The sequence below is a fragment of the Psychrosphaera haliotis genome (assembly GCF_009728465.1).
Lineage (GTDB): Bacteria > Pseudomonadota > Gammaproteobacteria > Enterobacterales > Alteromonadaceae > Psychrosphaera > Psychrosphaera haliotis.
The window spans coordinates 36,199-57,795 of record NZ_WOCD01000002.1; the positions used below are offsets into that span (position 1 = coordinate 36,199).

Genomic DNA, 21,597 nt, shown 5'->3' on the forward strand with positions numbered 1-21,597 from the left:
TAAGCTCTAAATTTTGTTAAATTTGCATACGTCATTATAGGTTAAACAATCACGCCTGCAGGTATCTGCATGGTTAAACAATGTAAACTACCGAACTGCTGGATAACCGCATTACAGTCAACTCCGATAATGTCATGATTTGGATGGGCCTTTTGGATTACGTTTAACGCGGCCGCATCTTTGTCATCATTGTAGGTAGGTACCAGTACCGCTCCATTAATAATGAGGTAGTTTGCGTAGGTGGCTGGTAACAATTCACCATCTTCATTTGATATAGGGTTAGGCATAGGCAATGGAAATAGACGGTAGCGTTCACCGCTAGTATTCTCAAAGCTTTCTAATTGCTTTTCCATGTTGCTTAGCTCGGCATAGTGAGATTCAGTTTTATCATTACACTGAACATAGACAATGCCTTCAGGTGCAAAACGAGCTAAAGTGTCTACGTGCGCATCAGTGTCATCGCCTGCTAGGTGTCCATGATCAATCCACAGCACTTGTTTCATGCCCAATGATGTTAATAACTGCTCTTCTATTTCTTGTTTTGAAAGGTGTGCATTGCGGTTTTCATTCAGCAAACAAATGGATGTGGTCATTAGGGTACCCGCACCATCGCTTTCAATACTGCCACCCTCTAATATTAAATCATTCTTTTGTGTTAATGCCGCATCAAAAAAAGGTTGCTTAAAAAGATGACCATTGATCTCGTTATCAAGGTTTGCGTGATACTTTGCACCCCAGGCATTAAACGTGAAGTCGAGCAGTTTAGGCTCTCGCTTTTCAGACAGTAAAGTGATTGGTCCATGATCTCTAGCCCAAGTGTCGTTACAAGGCGCTATAAATAAACGTACGTTACCTATGTTCACATTATAGCTTTCTAACAATGACGCTACATGGCTCTGTATGTCGCTAGAGTGACAAGCAACAACCAATAGCTGACGTTCCGCTATGTGACAGGCCAACTGTATATATACATTCTCGATGTCCGTTAAGATAGGTGCCCAGTCTGTTTTGTCGTGCGGCCATGTTAATAAAACGGCAGACTGTGTTTCCCACTCTGGTGGCAAAGTATATGACATTAACTATTCTCACTGTCTCTTTTTTGGGTTTTCTTCAATAGTTGTTTCGATTGTTGATGTAGTGAAGCTCTAACTACAGTTTCACGATCTTCATCTCTAATTTTATGGAATAACACGGTATATAGCGTTTCTCTTTCATCGCCTTCATCGCCTTCATCGCCTTGTTTGTCATTATCACTTTGTTCAATTACTCGGCCTAAACAATATATTGCTGAAGCCTCATCATTAAAAAACAATTTACAAACTAAATAATCTTCTTTGCTATAACTATCCGGTGACGAGAAAATAAAACCACCACCACCAAATGAAACCGTAAGATGACGATCATCATTTTCATCTTGAGCTTGCAGAATATAGTGCATCATTAAATCAATTTTTCTGCTTTGTGCTTTTAAGTAATCAGCAAGCGGCTCAATAACATCGCCTAGCTGCCTAAGCGGTCGAAGCATATTTTGTTCAACGCCTTTCATCTCAGACGCTAACTTATAAGGCAAGGGGATTAACGTGTCAAACTCATCATCGGTAGGAGTATTAGACAATACATCGCCTTTACTTATGTTGACTTCAATGGCGTGATTTAACTGAAAATACTCAGAAAACTGAGCGGAATCTTGTTCATTCATTAACGCTGACCTTATGTGATTACGGAGCCTGCATAGCTTGTACTTTGTATATGAAACACATATTATCGAACCTTATGCATTCCTTCACCATTTAAATTAAAAAGATTCAAAACCTTACATGAATTTACCAATAAGTTTAGTCATAGCTCGGCGATACGCAAAAGCTTCCAAAGCAGGTAAGTTCGTGGGGCTGATATCATTATTTTCAAAAGCGGGTATTACCTTAGGTGTATTATCTCTGATAGTTGTTATATCAGTAATGGATGGTTTTGAAGGTTTATTAAAAGAACGGATTTTAGGTAGTGTGCCGCATGTAGTGGTTACTGCTAAAGATAATGGCCTGTTGGAAGAGTTGCAAAACAAAGAGTGGCTTAAACAACTTCCAGAAAATGATCAACCAATCATCTTACAACAACTACCACTAGTTAGCTCTACGGCGATTCTACAATTGCCTCAAGATTTTAAAGGCATAGTGGTGCAAGGTTTATCACTTGAATCTGAAATTCCTTTGGGTTTAAAAGCCGCAGCTAATAGCCCAACATGGGAATCGTTAAATAGTAGTCGCTATGGCATCGTTATAAGCCGGTTTATGGCCTACGACAACGGGCTAAGCATAGGTGACAAGGTACGTATTATTGTAAGTGGTGCTTCTCATTATACTCCGTTAGGTCGCTTGCCCGCCCAACGTAACTTTAAAATTGTTGGACTTTATTCCACCGATAGTGAGTTGGATCAACATTTGGTATTTACTAGGAAACAAGATTTAAACAAGTTACTAAAGCAAAAAGCTAACAGTATGCAGGCAATACAGCTTGTTTTGAGTGATCCTTTTGCAGCCAAGTCAATTGAAAAATCATTATTGAACACGCTCGACAAAGGGCAGTTTGACATATCAAGTTGGTATAAAACCCACGGAAAACTATTTGACGCCGTTAAAATGGAAAAAAACATGATGTGGATAATGTTGAGCCTTATTGTTGCGGTTGCGGCTTTTAATATAGTTTCTGCGCTTGTCATGATGGTCACACAAAAACAAGGCGAAGTAGCTATTTTAAAAACCCTTGGCATGCAGCCCATAGACATTGCAAAAGTGTTTACTATTCAAGGTAGTTATAACGGCGTTATTGGTGCGATTTTAGGAAGCATATTAGGATCAGTAATTACCCTTGGAATAAACAAGTTTATGTTAATAACAGGTATTAACTTATTGGGCGTTCCAGGCATAGGTTTACCTGTTGTATTTAGTGTGGAAAAGGTCGGCTTGATTGCTATGTTGGCAATTGGATTGTCGTTTTTGGCCAGTATTTATCCTGCCATCAGAGCGGCAAAGTTAGCGCCGGCCGATGTGCTGCGTTATGAGTAATTTAAGGAAATGGTTGTGAATGTAATTCAGTGTAGCGATTTGAAAAAATCATATAGCGGTGTTGTGGATACTGATATTTTAAAAGGACTAAATTTAGAGATAAAAGCTGGTGAGCAAGTGGCTATCTTAGGTCAATCAGGCTCTGGAAAAAGTACTTTGTTGCATTTAATTGGAATGCTTGATCAACCGACGTCTGGAGTTATTGAGATTTTAGGCAAGCGCAATACCGACTTGTCAGACAGTGAAGCTGCACTCTTTAGAAATAAAAATTTAGGGTTTATCTATCAATTTCATCACTTGTTGATGGAATTCAGTGCCTTAGAAAATGTATCTATGCCTTTACTTATCAACGGAACGGATAAACAAGAAGCAGAAAGCCAAGCTAAGAGCCTGCTTGATTTAGTTGGCCTCTCACATCGTTTAGATCACTTACCTTCGCAAATGTCAGGAGGGGAGCGCCAGCGCGTAGCGATTGCAAGAGCACTCGTTAATAAACCTAAGTTGGTTTTAGCTGATGAGCCTACCGGTAACCTTGACAAACAAAACGCTCAACAGGTGTTTGATTTATTTTTAAAGGTGAATCAAGAGTTAGGGACAACCTTAGTGGTTGTAACACATGATCAAGCACTAGCAGAGCGCTTTGACAGAGTTATAAAGCTAGATGATGGACTTGTAGTGGAATGAGCACTAATTCAAAACAAAATATTACCTTAGCTTGGCAATTAGCAGGCCGGTATTATAAAACTGGCGTACAAAGTCCTTATATACGGTTCATCAATAGAGCGTCTCGCATAGGCTTTGCAATTGGCGTCGCCGCGCTAATTATTGGCTTATCAGTAATGAATGGCTTTGAAAGAGAACTTCGCAATACGCTTCTGTCTGTGATACCGGATATAGAATTTAAATCGGTGGCTGGTTCATTGCCGGATTGGACAAAAACGGCTAAGCAAGTTCAACAACACCCAAAGGTGCTCTCCGTTGCTCCATTTATTGAATTAAACGCGATGATTCAAAAGAAAAATAATATGGAAGCGGTATTACTAAAAGCGGTACATCAAGAGTTGGAACGCACCGTTAATGTCACGTCGGAGTTTATTATTGAGGGTACTTGGATAACCAAAGTAGAGTCAGGTACTTTGCCACCGGCGGTTATAGGAGTTGGCCTCGCAAAAAAACTAGAATTAACAGTAGGCGATAGACTTGAGTTATTAATCCCCGTTGTTTCTGATACTGGCCGTTTGTCATCGCCTAAATACTTAAACTTTGTAGTGAGCGGTATTTATCAAATAGGTGGTCAAATGGATCACGGTCAGGTTTATGTGCCACTGGATGTTATGCAACAAAGCCAAGGTTACAGTGAGTATGAAGCACAAGGAGTAAAGGTATCACTCATTGACCCATTTGAGGCTAACAAGGTTGCTTCTGAAATTGGCAGTGAAATAACGGACTACGTTTATATTATTGACTGGTTCAGGAGCCAAGGCCATGTATACAACGATATCGTGCTAGTAAAAGATATTATGTATTTAGTAATGGTCCTTGTTATGTCAGTGGCCAGTTTTAATATTGTTTCTTCACTTTCTATGGCGGTACAAGAGAAGTATAGCGATATTGGAATACTTAAAACCTTAGGGCTAACGCCTAGCACTGTTAAATTAACATTTGTCATTATGGGTTTACTGACTGCAGTAAGAGGAATAGTTTGGGGAACATTAATTGGATGTGTTCTAGCGAAGTTTTTGCCAAATATATTTGCGGTTCTAGAGAGTTTGTTGAATTTTAAAGTGCTAGACGGCGATGTCTATTTTATAGAGTACTTACCAAGCGAGCTCCAATTTACGCAGGTTATAATCATTACAAGCACTGCTTTGTTTATCGCATTATTAGCTAGTCTATATCCATCCCGTAAAGCCGCTAAACTTACCCCAATAGAATTATTGAGGTAAGCCATAAACTGGAGGTTTTAAAATTTTAAGCCTTCAGTTTCCAATGACAAGTTTCACCGGCAAAAAATGGAACGATAGGATCTCCATTTGGGAGTGTAATCATTTCTGGAATGGTCCAGTCCTCTTTTACTAATGTAACCGTGCCGCTATTGCGCGGTAGTCCGTAAAAGTCAGCGCCATGATGTGAAGCAAAACCTTCTAGCTTATCTAAAGCATCAAGCTCTTCAAATACATGAGCATATAATTCAAGTGCAGACCAAGCGCTATAACAACCCGCACATCCACAAGAGTTTTCTTTTTTCGACTTTTCATGTGGAGCTGAATCAGTACCTAGGAAAAACTTACTGTTACCAGTTGCAACAACGGCGCGAAGAGCTTGCTGGTGGATGTTACGCTTTAATACAGGCAAGCAGTAATTATGCGGTCTAATGCCACCAACGAGTAAATCATTCCTGTTTAGCAATAAATGCTGAGGCGTAATTGTCGCGGCTACGTTTTCTGGCGCATTAAGTACAAAGTCGACTGCATCTTTAGTGGTAATGTGCTCGAAGACTATTTTAAGATTTGGAAAACCATCAACAATTCTAGATAAGTTACGGTGGATAAACTCTTTCTCTCGATCAAAAATGTCGATGTGGTGATCCGTTACTTCTCCGTGCACTAGAAGTAACATGTTTTCTCTTGCCATGACTTCGAATATTGGGAAAAGGCTATCTAACGCGCTAACAGCAGCGTCTGAATTAGTAGTTGCGCCCGCTGGATAAAGCTTTGCTGCGACTGTACCTGCGGCTTTTGCGTCGATAATATCCTGCTCTGTAGTATCGTTTGTAAGGTACAACACCATTAGCGGTTCAAACTGACTGCCATCTGGTCGAGCTTGTTCTATGCGCGAGCGGTAAGCATTGATCATTTGAGCATTAGTCACTGGAGGCACTAGGTTCGGCATTACAATCGCGCGATTAAAACAACGAGCCGTTGCTGCGACAGTTTCCTTAAGCATATCACCGTCTCGGAAGTGCAAGTGCCAATCGTCAGGCGTTTGAATAGTAATTTGTGTCATAAATGCTCCATATGCTGATAAAGATAACTAACGAATTAATGTTACTACTTGTCTAGTTCGCGGTTAATTCTAAGTTGCTTGCGCTGTTGCCAAGATTTTTTTACTGAATAACGCCACATTAAGTCTATTCCAAAAAAACCGATAATGGCGGCAACCGAGGCCGCAATTAAACAGCCGGTTATAAATGCAGGACCTATGGTTGATAAACTGGTCATTAACCAATCCCAACTCAACTGAAATTTAAATGGTTGTTTCTCACCACCTAAAACCCATTCGCCCAACAAATAACATCCATAGAATAGTGGTGGCATAGTTAGAGGGTTACTGACCCATACAAGGGCTACAGATAATGGCAAGTTGACTTTAAATACAATGGCACCAAACGCTGAAAGCCACATTTGAAAGGGAACGGGAATAAAAGCATTAAACAAACCAATTGCAAATGCGCCTCGAGCTGAGCGTCGATTTAGGTGCCATAAGTTTGCGTCGTGTAATACATCACCAAACATATTGACGGCTTTGTTTTGTTTGATTTTTTGGTGGTCTGGCAAAAATCGTTGTATGAATTTTTTTGGCATAATTTGAGCTCGGATCAAGATTTCTGTACTTGTCAAAAAGTGACGCTAAGTTACATTAAAAATTCGTCTTTGTAATTAGAGAATTAATACATTAGTTAAGGAAATTTGATTGAACAAATGGTTCGCAGGATTTTTAATCGGTTGTGGCCTTTTTTTGTTCAGCCCACGCTTGCTAACTTTAGTTGAATTAATAAGCCTCTTCACCGCCACTATTGCTTTATTGACTGCGGTAAAAGTTAAAAAACAAACACCCATCTAACAACAAGCTTAGCATTATCTATTTTTATATCCATTTTAGTGGGTATCAGTTATCAAAATTTAGTCAGTTCCTGGCTAACGCAATATAACCCTTTAACCGCTTACTTAGATTCAAATAGAATCGTAACACTAACGGGAATGGTTAATAACGTACACATTGCAAAATCATGTAGTAAAACAAACACGAATTGCACGCCTAAATCACTGATTGTTGACCTGTTAGTGACTCATGTTGAAAAGAGAGAGGTTGACTGGTTACAACCAGCGCTTTTAGTTCGACTCAATTGGTTTGAGGCAAAAACAGATTCCAATTTAGAACTAAAAATGGGCAACGAAGTTACGGCACATGTAAAATTAAAATCCGTAGTTGGTTATGAGAATGAATACGGCTTTAACCGTCAAACCTATTTGACAGCAGGTGGTTACAAAGCAACAGGTAGCATTATAAAAGATCTTGTTTTTTCTGTGAACTCGAACAACCAAGACATGACAACTGTTTCAACTGAACATTTAAATGTAAACCGACCAGCTCAACGTCAGTTAATTACCGATAAATTGTTGCGAATGATTAACCTGTCAGTCTCAGAATCGGATTCAAAATGGCGCCACCAAGATATTCTTTTAGCATTAACCACTGGTGACAAACAGCTCATAGATTATGCAAAAAAGGACACGATTAATAAGTTAGGGATTGGCCATTTTTTGGCAATCTCTGGACTGCATGTTGGCCTAATCTATCTACTGCTTACTCTGACTCTAAAGCTATTAATCAAATTTATAACGGGAATAAATAGTTTAATAAACAAGGTTATTAATAAAAAAGGTTTCGGGTCTAAATTAAGTCAGAGCTTAATCCCTATGTTAGTGCCCAATTTATTGTCACTCAGCTTTATATGGTTTTATGTCTTTATGATAGGAACACCATCATCTGCGGTTAGAGCAGCTTTAGCAATATCATGTTGGGTGTTGTTCAAAATGTTACGTGTAAGATTAGGGAGCTTTACCATACTGTTAGCTGTCGCAACGTGCAGTATCATTTGGTCGCCATGGTCTTATTTAAACGTATCTTGGTGGCTAAGCTTTTATGCCGTGGTTGGCATCATAATCTTCTTTCGTTTATTCGCTAATAGAACTTGGAGTGAAGGGGCGTCGATAGTGGAGAACACAAAAAAAGTTGTGTTTGTTGCTATCGCTTTTCAAGTATTTATGGTGGCTTGGATGTCACCAATGACTATGACTATTTTTGGTGGCATTTCACTTTCTTCTATAGCCACAAATCTTATGCTAGCGCCGATCTTCTCATTTATAATCATGCCTAGTATTGTTATTGGCACTCTTACTCTAGACCTAAACGCGCCATTATCTCTTTTTATGTTTTCCATTGCTGATGAAATACTGACTTGGTTTTGGGATCTGTTTATATGGTTAAAACTAGAAAGTGGCTGGTTTTACCTGTCTAGCACTACTGCATTTTCCTTGGTTTTTCTATTTATTGTTCTGATAAGCACCTTGCCTTTTATCTCTAAATACTTTTGCCGTTTAAATTTGACCGTTTTTAGGCTGCTCTCTTTAATCATTCTCCTATTCTTTGGATACAAGATTCCGAATATTTATAGAGATACATGGAGACTTTGGTATACGGTTAAGCCCATAAAGTCATCTGTGCCAACAGAAGCTGCTTCTAACAGGACGGCATTGTTTAAAAAGAGCAATGAGCTAAGAACCTTGATTTCAGTTTTTGATGTTGGTCAAGGAAGCAGTTTACTAGTTTCACAACAAGATAGGACTAGTCAGTATAGGACTGGCAATTTCTCAATGTTGATAGACTTAGGTCCAATATTTCCAAGTGGCGCTAATGCGACTCAGGCGGTCATTGAGCCAACATTGCAGAAACGCGGCATTCATGACTTAACACAGGTTATTGTTACCCATCTAGATACTGATCATATTGGTGATGTTTTAGCAGTAAATGGAACCCAATTTGAAAACCTAATTCCGCAAAATTGTGATGATTTAACCAAATTGCCACAATTGGTAGGAACAGAACGTGTCGCCTTGACCCTTATTTGGCCAAACATTTCTATATGGCCAGAACTTGTAGAGCTTTGGCCTAACTATTCTCGAAATAATAAAAGCTGTGTCATATTAATAGAAGATTTAGCATCGGGTTTAAAGCTATTAGTATCAGGCGATATAACCCATAAAGTGGAGCAGATTTTAGTGGATGCTCATCACCAAAGTAATATCAACTTAAAAGCGGATGTACTGATTGCGTCTCATCATGGTAGTAAACATAGTTCTTTTAAGCCTTTTATTTACGCCGCTTCGCCTAGTATTGTGGTGTTTAGTAGCGGTGTAAATAATCGATTTGGCATGCCATCCCAAGAGGTTAAAAACAGGTATGAACGTTATCAAATTAGCCAATACAATACAGCAGAATTGGGGCAGATTGATTTACTCTTAAACCCAAACGGTCAGCAAATTGAAATTCGAACAACGCTCAATAAGTGGTCACCATTTTGGAAAAAACAAAATCCTTTTAGCTTTCATGGACAAATACGGTAGAATTAACCTAATTATTAGTTTCGTTTAGCTTTGGATAGACTCTTGGAAGAAAACTACTCAACAACGTTTAAAAGGCTCGCTGCCTATATTAAACCGTACTTTTTAGGATTTGTTATCGCACTTATCGGCATGTTAGGTTACGCCGGTATCGATGTGCTTTTTATCTCAGAAATCCAAACTTTTATAGACGATGGTATAACTGAAAAAAATAGCGAAGTATTAGCGGCTGCGCCACTGTTTGTTATTGCCGTATTTTTTCTTCGCGGTGTATTTAATTACATGGCGACATACGGATTAGGCTGGGTCGGCTCTAATATCGTAATGAAAATGCGCCAAGAATTATACGAGAAAATGCTGACACTGCCTGTGACTTATCATGATGCTGAATCAAACGGCAGCCTTATCTCAAAAATTACTTTTGATACTGAACAAATTGAAAATGCATGTAGCAAAGCGTTAATGACACTCGTTCGTGAGGGCGCTATGGTAGTAGGACTTCTCGCTGTTATGTTTTATCACAGTTGGAAACTGTCTGTTGCCATCATAGTACTAGTGCCTATTGTTGCTTTAATAGTGACTTATGTTACTAAGCGATTTAGAGTTATTTCTAAGCGCATTCAATCAGCAATGGGAAATGTCACCAGACAATCAGAACAGATGTTGTCGGGACATAAAGTTATTCTAGCGTTTGGCGGTCAGAAAAAAGAAACTGAATCTTTTTTTGATACGAACAATCACAATCGTCAGCAACGCATGAAAATGGTAGTAACCAAAACACTGAGCGTATCGTCGATTCAGGTTATTGCTTCCTTTGCATTAGCGGCGGTGTTGTACATCTCTGCACAGCCTGAAATGTTGGGCACGTTATCACCAGGTACTTTCTCTGTTGTTCTTTCATCTATGATGATGTTGCTACGACCACTTAAAATGTTAACCACAGTTAATAGCGAATTTCAAAGAGGCTTAACGGCTGCAAAAAGTGTATTTGAAGTATTGGATGTAGAGTCAGAAGTTAACAATGGAACGATTACCAAAGAAACCGTAAAAGGGCATTTAAGTTTCAATAATGTTAATTTTGCTTATGCGGGTACTAATAAAAATGTCATTACAAACTTCAGCTTAAATATTAAACCTGGCACTACCGTAGCACTGGTTGGTAGAAGTGGTAGCGGTAAGACAACAATTTCAAATTTCGTACCGCGTTACTATTTCCCGAACGAAGGAAATATCACTATTGATGGCGATGATATTAATGAATTTGAACTAACGAATTTACGATCTCATATCGCGATGGTTTCTCAACAAGTGGTTTTATTTAACGATTCAATTGCCAATAATATCGCTTACGGAATGTCACGCGTTACCAGGGCGGAGGTAGAGAATGCCGCTAAACTAGCCCATGTACTTGAGTTTACAGATCAGCTAGAAAATGGCTTAGACACCGAGGTTGGTGAGAACGGAGCTTTGCTTTCTGGCGGCCAACGCCAACGTATTGCAATTGCTCGAGCGATTTTAAGAGACTCACCTATTTTAATTTTAGATGAAGCAACATCGGCATTAGATACTGAGTCGGAAACGTGCAATTCAAGACGCAATGCAGCACCTAATGACTAACAGAACCAGTATTGTTATCGCACACCGTTTATCGACAATCGAAAATGCAGATAAGATTGTTGTTATGGATAAAGGCCGAATTATAGAGCAAGGCACGCACTCAGATTTGATAGCACAAAGTGGTGCTTATGCGGCATTGCATCAACTACAGTTTGGTGACGATTAAATGAGCGGTTTAGAAGGCGCATGGTATTCCAACAAACGTTGGGTGTGGTTACTGTTACCATTAACTGTTTTATTTTGGTTGGTTAGCAACTTAAGACGAGGCTTGTTTAAACTCGGTGTAAAAAAACAGATAAAAGCAAACGTTCCAGTAATCGTTGTGGGTAATATAACCGTAGGCGGGACTGGGAAAACGCCATTTGTTATCTATCTTGTTAAGTTGCTTCAAGGACTTGGTTATACACCGGCTATTGTAAGTCGTGGTTATGGTGCAAACACTAAAATTGGCCCAAGCTTTCCACGTTTAGTTAATGCGATTAGCGACCCTAGCTTAACGGGTGATGAGCCAAACTTATTGGCTTTGCGCACGGGCGTGCCAGTGGTAATTGATTCAGACAGAACAAAAGCTGTGAAATATGCATCTCAAATAAATGGAGTAAACATTGTTGTTTCAGATGATGGCTTGCAGCATTATAAGATGGCCAGAGACATAGAAGTGGTACTAGTAGATGGCGCTCGTTACTTTGGAAATGGTTATTTGTTGCCGATGGGACCATTAAGAGAACCTATAAGTAGGTTAAAATCGGTAGACTTACCGTGGTCAATTCAGGCTTTTTAAGTAAAAGTAAGGCAAGCTTACAGTCAGATGAAAATAAGTTTATAGATTATCAACTCGGTGCTACCTCACTAATAAAGCTTAAGGGTAAAACCGTGTCTCTTTTGAAAGAAGAGACCAGAAATGTGCACTTGATATCTGGAATAGGAAATCCAGAGCGATTTAAAACAACCGCTCAAAGTCGGGCCTTAAAGTAGTATCTGAACATTGGTTTCCCGATCACCATAACTTTACTGAAGCAGATTTTAATCGATTGAGTTGCAAGATAACGACATTATTGTAATGACCGAAAAAGACGCAGTTAAATGTATGAAGTTTGCCCAGCCTAATTGGTATGCGCTGCCAGTTGACGCAGTAATATCAGATTCGCTTGAGCGCAATCTCACAGATAAAATTAAAAAATTAAAAATTAAAAATAACGGAATAGAACATGGCTTTTGATACAAAATTATTAAATATAATCGCGTGCCCTATATGTAAATCAAAACTGCATTACGCGAAGGATTCAAATGAACTAATTTGTAAAGTTGACAGAATTGCTTATGCAATTAATGAAGACATTCCAGTTATGTTAGAAGGCGAAGCGCGGCAGTTATCTTCAGAAGAAATTGAACAGTACAAATAAAAAAGAGTATTCAATGACAAATCAAAAAACACATGACTTTATAGTTGTTATTCCAGCTCGTTATGACTCAACAAGACTACCGGGTAAACCATTAGCAATCATAGACGACAAACCTATGGTGCAGTGGGTATACGAACGTGGAGTTGCTTCTGGCGCTTCAAAAGTAATTGTAGCTACGGATGATCAACGTGTTCTTGATGCAGTTAAAGGCTTTGGCGGCGAAGTTTGTATGACTGCAAAAAGTCATGAATCAGGCACTGAGCGCCTGGCCGAAGTATTGAATATTTATGGCTTCGAAGATGATACCATTGTGGTCAATGTTCAAGGCGATGAGCCTATGATCCCGTCGGTTAACATTCAGCAACTTGCTGCTAATTTAATCAATTTAAAAGATCAGAACGTTGGAATGGCAACCTTGTCAGAGAGCATTTGCTCTTATAATGAATTAATAAACCCTAATGTTGTTAAAGTTGTGACCAACAAAGATGGTTTGGCGCTAACTTTTTCCCGTTCAGCTTTACCGTATGACAGAGACCAGTTCACTAAACAAGCAGCGGACATAAACCTCGATTTTCCATATCAAAGACATATCGGCATTTATGCTTATACGGCCGGATTCATTAAAGATTATATCAGTTGGCCAACTTCACAGTTGGAGCAAATTGAATCGTTAGAGCAGTTAAGAGTCTTATGGCAAGGCAAAAATATTCATGTTGATTTAGCGATTGAGCCACCGCCGGCAGGTGTAGATACTCCAGAAGACCTCGAGCAGGTTCGAAGATTAGTGGCGAGTTTAAAACAACAATAAATGGAATCCGAGTTGAGCATAAATGTTGTTTTAGAACACAATGACTTTTACATTGTTAATAAGCCAGCCAATATAAACTTTCATGATGAAGGCGATATTGGCCAAGGTTTTTTAATACTTGTGAGAGTTACTTTAAGGAAGAGTTATTTCCAGTTCATCGTCTTGATAAAGTCACTTCAGGTTTATTGATATTAGCGAGAAACAGCCATGCGGCGGCTCGTTTTCAAGACGCTTTTAGCGCCAGAGAAATCACCAAGTTTTATCTAGCTCTATCGAATATGAAACCTAAAAAAAAGCAGGGTGCCATTATTGGCGATATGGAAAAGGCCCGTCGTTCTCAATGGAAGCTTTTAAAAACCAAACAAAATCCTGCAGTTACTCGCTTTTTTAGTTATACAAATCCAGATAAAGCCGGCTTTAGACTTTATTTACTTAAACCAGAAAGTGGTAAAACTCATCAGCTAAGAGTCGCCTTAAAAAGCTTGTCAGCGCCTATTTTAGGCGATGAGCTTTATGGTGGTCAAAGTAGTGATCGCGTTTACCTGCATAGCGCTAAATTAGATTTTCAGTATGGCGAAGACTTGATTTCAGTTCAATCAATGCCAGGTGAAGGCGATGAGTTTGTATCACAACTTGATTTAATTAATGCGGTTTTAGAAGAAGCCAATGATTTACCTTGGCCAGCAAAAGTTAGTAATAAAGAGTATAAAATATGAGTGATTATGAGAACCGATTTGGGGGAATAACTCGACTTTATGGTGTAGAGCCTCACCTTTGGTTAAAGCAAGCTCACTTTTGTGTAGTTGGTATTGGTGGCGTTGGTACATGGGCGGCAGAAGCATTAGCGCGTTCAGGAATTGGCACAATCACACTAATAGATTTAGATGATGTTTGTACTACAAATACTAATCGTCAAATTCATGCTATGTCTTCAACTGTAGGTAAGTCTAAAGTAGACGTGATGGCTGAGCGAATTAAAAAAATAAACCCTGACTGTGAAGTTAATTGCATTGAAGATTTTGTAACCACTGACAATTTAATTGAGATATTTGGTACTCGCCATGCGTCAAATTTTGACGTTGTAATCGATGCAATTGATAGCATTGCAGCAAAAACAGCGTTAATTGCACATTGCCATAGAAACAAAATCAATTTAGTTGTGACAGGTGGTGCTGGCGGACAAACAGATCCTAGCCAAATACAGTTTGGCGATTTGGCAAAAACCACACACGATCCATTGTTGTCTAGAGTTAGAAACCAGCTACGTCGAGATTTTAACTTTAGTAAAAACCCTAAACGTAAGTTCTCAGTGGACTGTGTATACAGTACGGAACAGTTGCAATACCCTCAAGCCGATGGCTCCGTTTGTGCGGCTAAGGTATCAGCAGAAGGTAGTATGCGACTAGATTGCAATATGGGATTTGGTGCAGCAACAATGGTAACGGGCACGTTTGGATTTTTTGCTGCGTCAAAAGCCATAACTAAGCACATTAGTAAAATGGAGCGTTTGAATAAAAAGGATAGTCAATGAGCTTGTTAATTAATATCCCCGATAGAAATACTGATAAATTAGTTGCGAAATTAGCCGAACGTATTGGCAGTGAAAATATTGAAGTATGGCCTGATGTTGCAAAGCCAGATGACGTTGAACTCGCTTTAGTATGGCAACATGAGCCTGGCAGTTTAGTCCCGTTTAAGAACTTAAAAGCTGTATCTTCTTTTGGTGCAGGTGTTGACTCGATATTCGCGGACTCACAATTACCAAATGTGCCGGTAACTCGAATAGTGGATGCCGACTTATCTGAGAATATGGCGCAGTATGTTTTAACTATCGTAAATCAATACAGACTTCGACTACCAACATATCAAACACAGCAATCTTTAGCGCTATGGAAACCTCGAAGTAATCGTAAGGGAAGGGATGTTGGCATTTTAGGCTTAGGAAAGCTAGGAATGCATGTTGGGGAGGTTTTAATAAAAAACGGCTATCGTGTAAAAGGTTGGAGCAGAACAGAGAAGAGTCACCCAACAATTGACTGTATGAGTGGTACTGTTGGCTTTGATTCCTTGATTCAAAACGTAGACTATCTAGTTTGCTTATTGCCGCTAACTACCGATACAAAAGGTATTATTGACGATGAGGTTTTCAGTAAAATGAAAACCGACGCGGTGCTCATCAATGTGGCGCGCGGCGGCCATGTTAATGAAGATAGTGTAATTGCTGCCCTTTATAATAAAGAGATAGCAGCTGCATATTTAGATGTGTTTGATATAGAGCCATTACCAGAAAGCCATCCGTACTGGCGAACGCCCAATCTGCACATTACACCACATGTATCAGCAGTAACAAATGTTAGTACAGCGGTTGAACAGGTTATTGAAAACTACAACAATGTTCTAGACGGAACAGAACTTATAAACGTGGTTGATAAGACTCTAGGCTATTAGTCTAAGATAATGGCTTGTTAATTGTTAAGCCATTTCTCTTTAATCATGTCAGCACATCGTTCAGCTACCATAATAGTAGGGGCGTTAGTATTTCCCCCAATTAGATTCGGAAATACAGAAGCATCAACCACTCTTAGATTTTCAATTCCAATTACTTCAAGTTGATTATTTACAACGGCAGATGGGTCATCAAGTAATCCCATTTTGCAAGTACCAATTGGGTGATAAACTGAGTCGGTTAAGGTTTTAATTTTATCGATAAGCTCATTATCTTCTAAATTCTGGTCTTGGTTTATCGAGCATACTTGATATCGTTTAATTAGATCGTGTTGCAGTATTTGATTCGCCATTTTAACGCCCGCCAGCATAGTATTCACATCGTCTTCGTGAGCTAGAAAGTTGGGATCAATAATAGGGCAATCAGTTGGGTTGTTACTTTTTAGTGTGACGCTGCCAACACTTTTAGGTCTTAAAACACAGGTATGATTGCTAAAGCCATGTTTTAAACTAGTGCGCCAATCTCGAGCATGATCTTTAACTGTGGCAACAACAAAGTGAAATTGAATATCCGGTCGTTGTAGTGCTTTATCCGTTTTTAAAAAGCCACCGGTCTCCGCAAAGTTACTCGTTAATATACCTTGTCCATTTTTAAAGTATTGATAGGCCTGCTTTATCATTTTAGGTATTGCTGAGGCCGATAGGCCATACAAATCAGTTCGATTTGATTCAAAACAGCTAACATAATCTGGGTGGTCTTGAAGGTTTCTGGCCTACACCATCTAATTCATGCTGTAGCTTAATATTATTTTTCGCTAACTGTTCTTTAGGACCGACACCCGACAGAAGCAATATTTGTGGTGATTTTATAGCGCCTGCTGATAACAAAACCTCTTTTTCTGCGGTATATGTTTCGCCATCTAGAGTTTCAATACCTTTGCAGACTTTATCTTCTAAGATAACTTTAGCCACTTCAGTATTAGTAATGACAGTAAGATTCTTACGATAGCGAATTGGCTCTAGATAAGACCTAGATGCACTAAAACGTTGTCCTTTATATTGTGTTACTTGGTAACGTCCCATGCCTTCTTGTTCAAAACCATTAAAATCGTCAATATGTGGGTAACCAAGTGCCACAGCTGCATCTACAAAAGCATCGGCAATAGGGTGGTTTGAATAGGAGTTAGAAACATATAATGGCCCGTTGTGCCCGTGGAGATCTTTACTATTGGAGTCGTTATAAACGTTTTGGTTATTTTCCGACTTAATAAAATAGGGCAATACGTCATCCCAACCCCAACCTAGGTGTGCCCAATCTTGATAGTCTTGTTGATGACCTCGAATATAGATCATCGCATTAATAGCGCTACTACCACCTAACACTTTCCCTCGAGGTTGGTACCCAATACGATTTGCCATTGCTTGTTGTGGAGCGGTATCAAATGCCCAATTATTGTAATGGGTTGGCACCATAGAAACAGCGCCTGCGGGCATTTTTATTAACGGACTAGTATCTTCTCCACCGGCTTCTAATAAAAGAACAGAAAAGTTTGCACATTCTGAAAGGCGAGCTGCCAATACACAACCTGCAGAGCCTCCGCCGACAATAATAAAATCAAAATGTTTCAACTTATTCTCCTTTTCTGTATTCGCGCACTGGTACCATTTATTTGTATCTAGACTTAACGTCCTTTGGCATATGCTCTATGAAAGTTTTGTTAATTCCATCTAGTAACTTAAAAAACGGAGAAATATCTACATTATTGACACCTTCATTTTCACTAATAGCATAAGCAACGGCTTCTAGCGTAGATAATCCATTTTTAATCATGGTTTTACGAATGGCATATTGACTCATATAAACTTCTGATAAAGCTACATGACTTAGGCCATTTAACCAAGGGTGTGTATAAAACAGTTTTTTAGCTTTTTTCCAGGTGCCATCAATCACAATTAAATGATCAAAACAGAAACTGTCATTCACGCAAGTAGATATAGGTTTAGCAACTTGTGAAGGGAAGAGAATTGCTGTTTCTTTTGACTGTAACGAAAGTTCATTTAGTAATTTACTATCAGCAATATCTTGCTCTGTGACAATCGAAATGTTTTTAGATAAAAAAGGCAGTAACTTTGCTGTGTTTTTAGCGTTACTCCCTTCCTTGTCACACTGAATAATTGTAATTTTTGTTTTGTGTTTTATAGGAGTAAGAAAACTGCACAAACAACGTGTTTCTGGGTACATACAGTGTGAACAGGTTTTTCGTTTACTCATTATTTTTTAAGAGTTTCTTGATAAGGAGGCCAACCTAGCGCTTTGCCAGCTAAAACATGTAAATGGATATGATAAACCGTTTGGCCACCATCGGGATTGCAGTTCATTACGCATCGAAAGCCATTGTCAGCAAATCCCATTTCGTCTGCAATTTTAGCCGCTGCAACGTACAGCTTACCAACTAATTCAGCATTATCATTGTTAATGTCATTAGCGGTCCGTATTTGAACTTTTGGAATAACTAAAAAATGAATTGGGGCCTGGGGGTTAATGTCATTAAACGCTAAAACATCGTCATCTTCATAAATGACAGTTGCGGGTATCTCACGGTTAATTATCTTGTCGAAAATTGTGGCTTCAGTCACGTCAAAGGGCCTTAAAAAGAAGAATTTAAACAAAAACTTTACTGATCTAGTGAATGATGTGCAAGATTAGTATTGAATAAAAGAAGATTTATTTGTGATAGTGTTTTTTTGTTTTAGTTAATTGGGTATGATTAGGCTCTAATCCAAAGGAAATCCTCATATCGTGAATGCAAAAGTAACATTGATTTATCGCTTTATTATTGCTGTGCTTTTTTTGGCTTCAATCTCATTCTCTTATGCAGTAGAAGTTAAAGGCTTATATACAGGGAAAATACTCGTTACTGATAAATCCCAAAAAACTAGGGTTAAAGCTCATAAATGGGCGATAGAGCAAGTTTTAACTAAAGTCACTGGTTCACGAGAAATATTAAATAATAAAACCGTTCAATATGAAATTAGAGTAAAAACCGCGAATTATATTAAGTCATTCACTTTTGATACTGACAGTCAAAACCGAGTCTTTTTGGTGGATCAATTTGATCAAACAAAGATTGATGCTTTGGTTAGAAAGGTGGGTGCTTCTATATGGGGGCAAAGAAGACCTAAAGCTGTTCTATGGTTAGTTTTAGAAGAGGGGCTTAATAGAACTATTGTCAATGAACAGGAATTCCAGCAGATAGCAGAAGTTATTAATCAAAGTAGTGAGAACAGAGGGCTGCCTCTAACGTTACCTTTGATGGATGAGCAAGACAGCGAAACAGTATACTCCTCTGATGTATGGGCTAAGTTTGATGGTGTTGTTAGTAAAGCTAGCCAAAGGTATGAAGCAGAATATTTTGTAATGGCAAGACTTCGAGCGGTTGATAACTTTAAAGAACCAGAGTACCAGTCAGGTTGGTTGTTAGATTTCAGTATATTTAAGGACAGAAGGTTTCTTACCAAAGGAACCTCTAATGGTGACCAGTTTTACGTATTAAAAGAGTTAGTTAACTCATTAGGCGATTACTTCGCTAGCCAATACTCCGTGAGTAACCAGCAAATAAAACAACAGAACATAGAGTTCACCATTAGCAATCTAAAATCCATGTTAGATTTAAAGTTAGTTGAAAAACATTTAACCAACTTACCGCCAATAAAAAAAGTATATCTTCATGAAGTTAATGCCGACCAAGCTCGCTTTACCTTATGGCTATCTGGTCAAGGTTTGGATGTGATAAGGGCCCTTTCTCTATTACCTAACTTCGAACGGTTAGAAACTCAGTCTGTTTCAAAAGCGCCAAAGTTATCAGTGGAGCAACAACTAGACTTGTTAACAAAAGAATATACCAACTCTGATGCAGAAGCAGACGGAACAAATTTAGATACAAAACAAATTAGCGTTTTGAATTACCAATGGTTAAACCGCTGATGCAACTATTATTACCGGTTACTTATAACAGCACTCAAACCTTTAGCTCATTCGTTGAAAGTGAAGGCCTTGCAGGCTTGGTTGTTAAAGAATTAAGAAATGCTATTGAAAGTGAAGAGTTCACAGCACATTATTTAGCAGGGCAGCATGGTGTTGGATGTACCCACCTTTTAAATGCAGCATGTCATTTTGCAGATGAGATTGGCAAAACGAGTATTCTATTGCCTTTAGAGCAAGTGCTAGCGGCAGAACCCGGTTTAATAGACGGGTTAGACTCAGTCGACGTGGTTTGTATTGACAATATACACTTAGTGTCGGAAAACGACGCGTGGCAAACGGCACTCTTTAATCTATTTAATGCCTTGTTGCAGAACAAAGCAACCGTGATATTTGCTGGGCATGACATTCCCATCAATCTAAACTTAACGTTACCTGACCTAGGTTCAAGACTACAATGGTGTACGTTATACCAACTGCCAGAGTTAACTGAAGCATTAAAAATTGAGGCGCTTATTCAACATGCCCATTTAATGGAATTTGAAGTTACGGAAGAAGTTGCGAAATTTATTATTAATAGATTACCTAGAAATATGATTTTTTTAATGCAGGCACTCGATACGATGGCAAGACAGAGCGTTGCCATGAAACGAGTTGTTACGGTTCCGTTTGTGAAAGAAGTATTGGGAATTTGACGTTTAAAAAACAAAAAACGTTCAGAAATCAACCAGCTCTCTTTGCCCTAAAAGCAAACATTTAAAAAAAAGTAAAAAAATCCCTCAAAATTAGCCAAATAGAACTAAAATCTCGACTGGTTTTACGTTAATATTTACGGCTGAAAATAGAAATCCGAATCTCACAAGATCGTCAATGACCGAAAAGAGTTTTCCATGAATTTAGAAGAAACAGTTGGCTTAGCAAAAGAAGCCATCAACAACGCTAACGATATTGCATCGCTAGAAGAAGTTCGAGTCGAATTTCTAGGCAAAAAAGGTAAGATCACTGAGTTACTTAAAGGCTTAGGAAAAATGGACCACGAGCAACGTAAGGAAGCCGGTCAGGCTATCAATGTTGCAAAAGGTGACGTACAAAAGGCATTAACGGTACGCCGTGAAGCACTGCAAGCTGAAGCATTAAACGCGAAGCTGGCGGCTGAAACTATTGACGTTACTAAGTCTGGTCGTGGTATAGAGCCTGGAAATATACACCCGGTAAATAGAACTATCGAACGAATTCAGCAATTCTTTGGCGATTTAGGCTTTGAAGTAAAACAGGGTCCAGAAGTAGAAGACGGTTTTCATAACTTTGATGCGCTAAATATACCAGAACATCACCCAGCTCGTGCCGATCACGATACGTTCTACTTTACCGCAGATACGGTTTTACGAACGCAAACCTCTGGTGTTCAAATTCGTACTATGGAAACAGAGAAGCCACCGTTGAGAATCATATCTCCAGGCCGTGTTTACCGTAACGATTATGACCAAACTCATACGCCAATGTTCCACCAAGTTGAAGGTCTAATGGTTGACAAGAATGTAAGTTTTGCTGAGCTAAAAGGCATACTGCATGACTTCCTTCACCAATTCTTTGAAGAAGATTTACAAATTAGATTCCGCCCATCTTATTTTCCATTTACTGAACCGTCAGCTGAAGTTGATGTAATGGGTAAAAATGGTAAATGGTTGGAAGTACTTGGTTGTGGCATGGTCCACCCAAATGTACTTCGCTCGGTTGGAATTGATCCAGAAGAATACACTGGCTTTGCCTTTGGTATGGGCGTTGAACGATTAACAATGTTGCGTTACGGCGTAAATGACTTACGTTCTTTCTTCGAAAACGATCTTCGTTTCTTAAAGCAGTTTAAATAGGAATT

The 21,597-nt window shown here is 38.9% G+C and carries 23 protein-coding genes and 1 pseudogene; 16 read left to right on the forward strand and 8 right to left on the reverse strand.

What is annotated here, in order from left to right:
* Positions 1-41: 41 nt before the first annotated feature.
* Together GNP35_RS03770 and GNP35_RS03775 are read right to left on the reverse strand one after the other, a co-directional pair.
* Entirely contained in the window at positions 42-1,076 is a 1,035-nt protein-coding gene (locus tag GNP35_RS03770) for an agmatine deiminase family protein (protein ID WP_155694676.1), read from the reverse strand.
* Positions 1,076-1,699 (reverse strand): PilZ domain-containing protein, encoded by a 624-nt coding sequence (locus GNP35_RS03775; RefSeq protein ID WP_155694678.1) that lies wholly within the window; start codon positions 1,697-1,699, stop codon positions 1,076-1,078. The genes GNP35_RS03770 and GNP35_RS03775 overlap by 1 nt, the downstream gene beginning before the upstream one ends.
* 118 nt (positions 1,700-1,817) lie before the next feature.
* Between GNP35_RS03775 and GNP35_RS03780 the strand changes: the two genes are divergently transcribed.
* From GNP35_RS03780 to GNP35_RS03790, 3 genes are read left to right on the forward strand one after another with little or no spacing between them, the layout of a single operon-like run.
* Positions 1,818-3,062 carry a lipoprotein-releasing ABC transporter permease subunit gene (locus GNP35_RS03780; protein ID WP_155694680.1) on the forward strand — a complete coding sequence of 415 codons (1,245 nt, stop codon included), beginning with the start codon at positions 1,818-1,820 and terminating at the stop codon, positions 3,060-3,062.
* 15 nt (positions 3,063-3,077) lie between these two features.
* Positions 3,078-3,746 (forward strand): lipoprotein-releasing ABC transporter ATP-binding protein LolD, encoded by a 669-nt coding sequence (gene lolD / locus GNP35_RS03785; RefSeq protein WP_414153669.1) that lies wholly within the window; start codon positions 3,078-3,080, stop codon positions 3,744-3,746.
* Entirely contained in the window at positions 3,743-5,008 is a 1,266-nt protein-coding gene (locus GNP35_RS03790) for a lipoprotein-releasing ABC transporter permease subunit (protein WP_155694684.1), read from the forward strand. The genes lolD and GNP35_RS03790 overlap by 4 nt, the downstream gene beginning before the upstream one ends.
* A gap of 25 nt (positions 5,009-5,033) precedes the next feature.
* Here the strand turns inward: GNP35_RS03790 and pyrC are convergent, their stop codons facing one another.
* The gene (gene pyrC / locus GNP35_RS03795; protein ID WP_155694686.1) at positions 5,034-6,068 is read right to left on the reverse strand and encodes a dihydroorotase; all 1,035 of its coding nucleotides are present in this window, start codon (positions 6,066-6,068) and stop codon (positions 5,034-5,036) included.
* 44 nt (positions 6,069-6,112) lie between these two features.
* Positions 6,113-6,646, reverse strand: coding sequence for a DUF2062 domain-containing protein (locus GNP35_RS03800; RefSeq protein WP_155694688.1), 534 nt, complete (start codon positions 6,644-6,646; stop codon positions 6,113-6,115).
* A 396-nt stretch (positions 6,647-7,042) separates the two neighbouring features.
* Here GNP35_RS03800 and GNP35_RS03805 point away from each other — a divergent pair, with 396 nt between their 5' ends.
* The 10 genes and pseudogenes from GNP35_RS03805 to GNP35_RS03850 all read left to right on the forward strand — a co-directional run bounded on the left by GNP35_RS03805 (position 7,043) and on the right by GNP35_RS03850 (position 15,742).
* On the forward strand, positions 7,043-9,469 hold the full coding sequence (locus GNP35_RS03805; RefSeq protein ID WP_155694690.1) for a ComEC/Rec2 family competence protein: 2,427 nt from the start codon (positions 7,043-7,045) through the stop codon (positions 9,467-9,469).
* Positions 9,470-9,511: 42 nt separating this feature from the next.
* A pseudogene (msbA, locus tag GNP35_RS03810) lies at positions 9,512-11,249 on the forward strand (lipid A export permease/ATP-binding protein MsbA).
* Positions 11,250-11,864: a tetraacyldisaccharide 4'-kinase gene (gene lpxK / locus GNP35_RS03815; protein WP_155694691.1), complete on the forward strand. Its 615-nt coding sequence runs from the start codon at positions 11,250-11,252 to the stop codon at positions 11,862-11,864.
* 255 nt (positions 11,865-12,119) lie between these two features.
* Positions 12,120-12,302 carry a tetraacyldisaccharide 4'-kinase gene (locus GNP35_RS16475; protein ID WP_414153670.1) on the forward strand — a complete coding sequence of 61 codons (183 nt, stop codon included), beginning with the start codon at positions 12,120-12,122 and terminating at the stop codon, positions 12,300-12,302.
* Complete coding sequence (locus GNP35_RS03830) at positions 12,292-12,486, forward strand: Trm112 family protein (RefSeq protein ID WP_155694695.1); 195 nt, start codon at positions 12,292-12,294, stop codon at positions 12,484-12,486. The genes GNP35_RS16475 and GNP35_RS03830 overlap by 11 nt, the downstream gene beginning before the upstream one ends.
* 13 nt (positions 12,487-12,499) lie before the next feature.
* Positions 12,500-13,294, forward strand: a complete 795-nt coding sequence (gene kdsB / locus GNP35_RS03835; RefSeq protein ID WP_155694697.1) for a 3-deoxy-manno-octulosonate cytidylyltransferase — start codon at positions 12,500-12,502, stop codon at positions 13,292-13,294.
* Positions 13,295-13,483 (forward strand): hypothetical protein, encoded by a 189-nt coding sequence (locus GNP35_RS16480; RefSeq protein WP_414153671.1) that lies wholly within the window; start codon positions 13,295-13,297, stop codon positions 13,481-13,483.
* Positions 13,480-14,010 carry a pseudouridine synthase gene (locus GNP35_RS03840; RefSeq protein ID WP_414153672.1) on the forward strand — a complete coding sequence of 177 codons (531 nt, stop codon included), beginning with the start codon at positions 13,480-13,482 and terminating at the stop codon, positions 14,008-14,010. The genes GNP35_RS16480 and GNP35_RS03840 overlap by 4 nt, the downstream gene beginning before the upstream one ends.
* The gene (gene tcdA, locus GNP35_RS03845) at positions 14,007-14,825 is read left to right on the forward strand and encodes a tRNA cyclic N6-threonylcarbamoyladenosine(37) synthase TcdA (protein WP_155694699.1); all 819 of its coding nucleotides are present in this window, start codon (positions 14,007-14,009) and stop codon (positions 14,823-14,825) included. The genes GNP35_RS03840 and tcdA overlap by 4 nt, the downstream gene beginning before the upstream one ends.
* Positions 14,822-15,742, forward strand: coding sequence for a 2-hydroxyacid dehydrogenase (locus tag GNP35_RS03850; protein ID WP_155694701.1), 921 nt, complete (start codon positions 14,822-14,824; stop codon positions 15,740-15,742). Before tcdA ends, GNP35_RS03850 begins: the two co-directional genes overlap by 4 nt.
* 17 nt (positions 15,743-15,759) lie before the next feature.
* Here GNP35_RS03850 and GNP35_RS15475 read toward each other — a convergent pair whose 3' ends face one another.
* From GNP35_RS15475 to GNP35_RS03865, 4 genes are read right to left on the reverse strand one after another with little or no spacing between them, the layout of a single operon-like run.
* Positions 15,760-16,419, reverse strand: coding sequence for a GMC family oxidoreductase (locus GNP35_RS15475; RefSeq protein ID WP_230961297.1), 660 nt, complete (start codon positions 16,417-16,419; stop codon positions 15,760-15,762).
* Between the two features lie 58 nt (positions 16,420-16,477).
* Positions 16,478-17,368 carry a GMC family oxidoreductase gene (locus GNP35_RS15480; RefSeq protein ID WP_230961298.1) on the reverse strand — a complete coding sequence of 297 codons (891 nt, stop codon included), beginning with the start codon at positions 17,366-17,368 and terminating at the stop codon, positions 16,478-16,480.
* Between the two features lie 37 nt (positions 17,369-17,405).
* Positions 17,406-18,011, reverse strand: a complete 606-nt coding sequence (locus GNP35_RS03860) for a tRNA-uridine aminocarboxypropyltransferase (protein ID WP_155694703.1) — start codon at positions 18,009-18,011, stop codon at positions 17,406-17,408.
* Positions 18,011-18,376: a histidine triad nucleotide-binding protein gene (locus tag GNP35_RS03865; RefSeq protein WP_330997702.1), complete on the reverse strand. Its 366-nt coding sequence runs from the start codon at positions 18,374-18,376 to the stop codon at positions 18,011-18,013. Before GNP35_RS03865 ends, GNP35_RS03860 begins: the two co-directional genes overlap by 1 nt.
* A 163-nt stretch (positions 18,377-18,539) precedes the next feature.
* On the opposite strand from GNP35_RS03865, the gene GNP35_RS03870 reads away from it, so the two are divergent.
* From GNP35_RS03870 to pheS, 3 genes are all read left to right on the forward strand, one after another.
* A complete protein-coding gene (locus GNP35_RS03870) occupies positions 18,540-19,724 on the forward strand; it encodes a DUF2066 domain-containing protein (protein ID WP_155694707.1) in 1,185 nt (394 codons plus the stop codon).
* Positions 19,724-20,416, forward strand: coding sequence for a DnaA regulatory inactivator Hda (gene hda, locus GNP35_RS03875; RefSeq protein ID WP_196492420.1), 693 nt, complete (start codon positions 19,724-19,726; stop codon positions 20,414-20,416). Before GNP35_RS03870 ends, hda begins: the two co-directional genes overlap by 1 nt.
* 195 nt (positions 20,417-20,611) lie before the next feature.
* The gene (gene pheS, locus GNP35_RS03880) at positions 20,612-21,592 is read left to right on the forward strand and encodes a phenylalanine--tRNA ligase subunit alpha (protein ID WP_155694711.1); all 981 of its coding nucleotides are present in this window, start codon (positions 20,612-20,614) and stop codon (positions 21,590-21,592) included.
* Positions 21,593-21,597: the final 5 nt, after the last annotated feature.

Bases quoted from the DNA above. Each gene is read 5' to 3' on its own strand.
- GNP35_RS15475 (WP_230961297.1), bottom strand. From the start codon at position 16,419: ATGATAAAGCAGGCCTATCAATACTTTAAAAATGGACAAGGTATATTA.
- GNP35_RS03790 (WP_155694684.1), top strand. From the start codon at position 3,743: ATGAGCACTAATTCAAAACAAAATATTACCTTAGCTTGGCAATTAGCA.
- GNP35_RS03830 (WP_155694695.1), top strand. From the start codon at position 12,292: ATGGCTTTTGATACAAAATTATTAAATATAATCGCGTGCCCTATATGT.
- lpxK (WP_155694691.1), top strand. From the start codon at position 11,250: ATGAGCGGTTTAGAAGGCGCATGGTATTCCAACAAACGTTGGGTGTGG.
- hda (WP_196492420.1), top strand. From the start codon at position 19,724: ATGCAACTATTATTACCGGTTACTTATAACAGCACTCAAACCTTTAGC.
- GNP35_RS03775 (WP_155694678.1), bottom strand. From the start codon at position 1,699: ATGAATGAACAAGATTCCGCTCAGTTTTCTGAGTATTTTCAGTTAAAT.
- pheS (WP_155694711.1), top strand. From the start codon at position 20,612: ATGAATTTAGAAGAAACAGTTGGCTTAGCAAAAGAAGCCATCAACAAC.
- GNP35_RS03800 (WP_155694688.1), bottom strand. From the start codon at position 6,646: ATGCCAAAAAAATTCATACAACGATTTTTGCCAGACCACCAAAAAATC.
- pyrC (WP_155694686.1), bottom strand. From the start codon at position 6,068: ATGACACAAATTACTATTCAAACGCCTGACGATTGGCACTTGCACTTC.
- tcdA (WP_155694699.1), top strand. From the start codon at position 14,007: ATGAGTGATTATGAGAACCGATTTGGGGGAATAACTCGACTTTATGGT.
- GNP35_RS03770 (WP_155694676.1), bottom strand. From the start codon at position 1,076: ATGTCATATACTTTGCCACCAGAGTGGGAAACACAGTCTGCCGTTTTA.
- GNP35_RS03805 (WP_155694690.1), top strand. From the start codon at position 7,043: ATGGTTAATAACGTACACATTGCAAAATCATGTAGTAAAACAAACACG.
- GNP35_RS03780 (WP_155694680.1), top strand. From the start codon at position 1,818: ATGAATTTACCAATAAGTTTAGTCATAGCTCGGCGATACGCAAAAGCT.
- GNP35_RS03860 (WP_155694703.1), bottom strand. From the start codon at position 18,011: ATGAGTAAACGAAAAACCTGTTCACACTGTATGTACCCAGAAACACGT.
- GNP35_RS16480 (WP_414153671.1), top strand. From the start codon at position 13,295: ATGGAATCCGAGTTGAGCATAAATGTTGTTTTAGAACACAATGACTTT.
- GNP35_RS03850 (WP_155694701.1), top strand. From the start codon at position 14,822: ATGAGCTTGTTAATTAATATCCCCGATAGAAATACTGATAAATTAGTT.
- kdsB (WP_155694697.1), top strand. From the start codon at position 12,500: ATGACAAATCAAAAAACACATGACTTTATAGTTGTTATTCCAGCTCGT.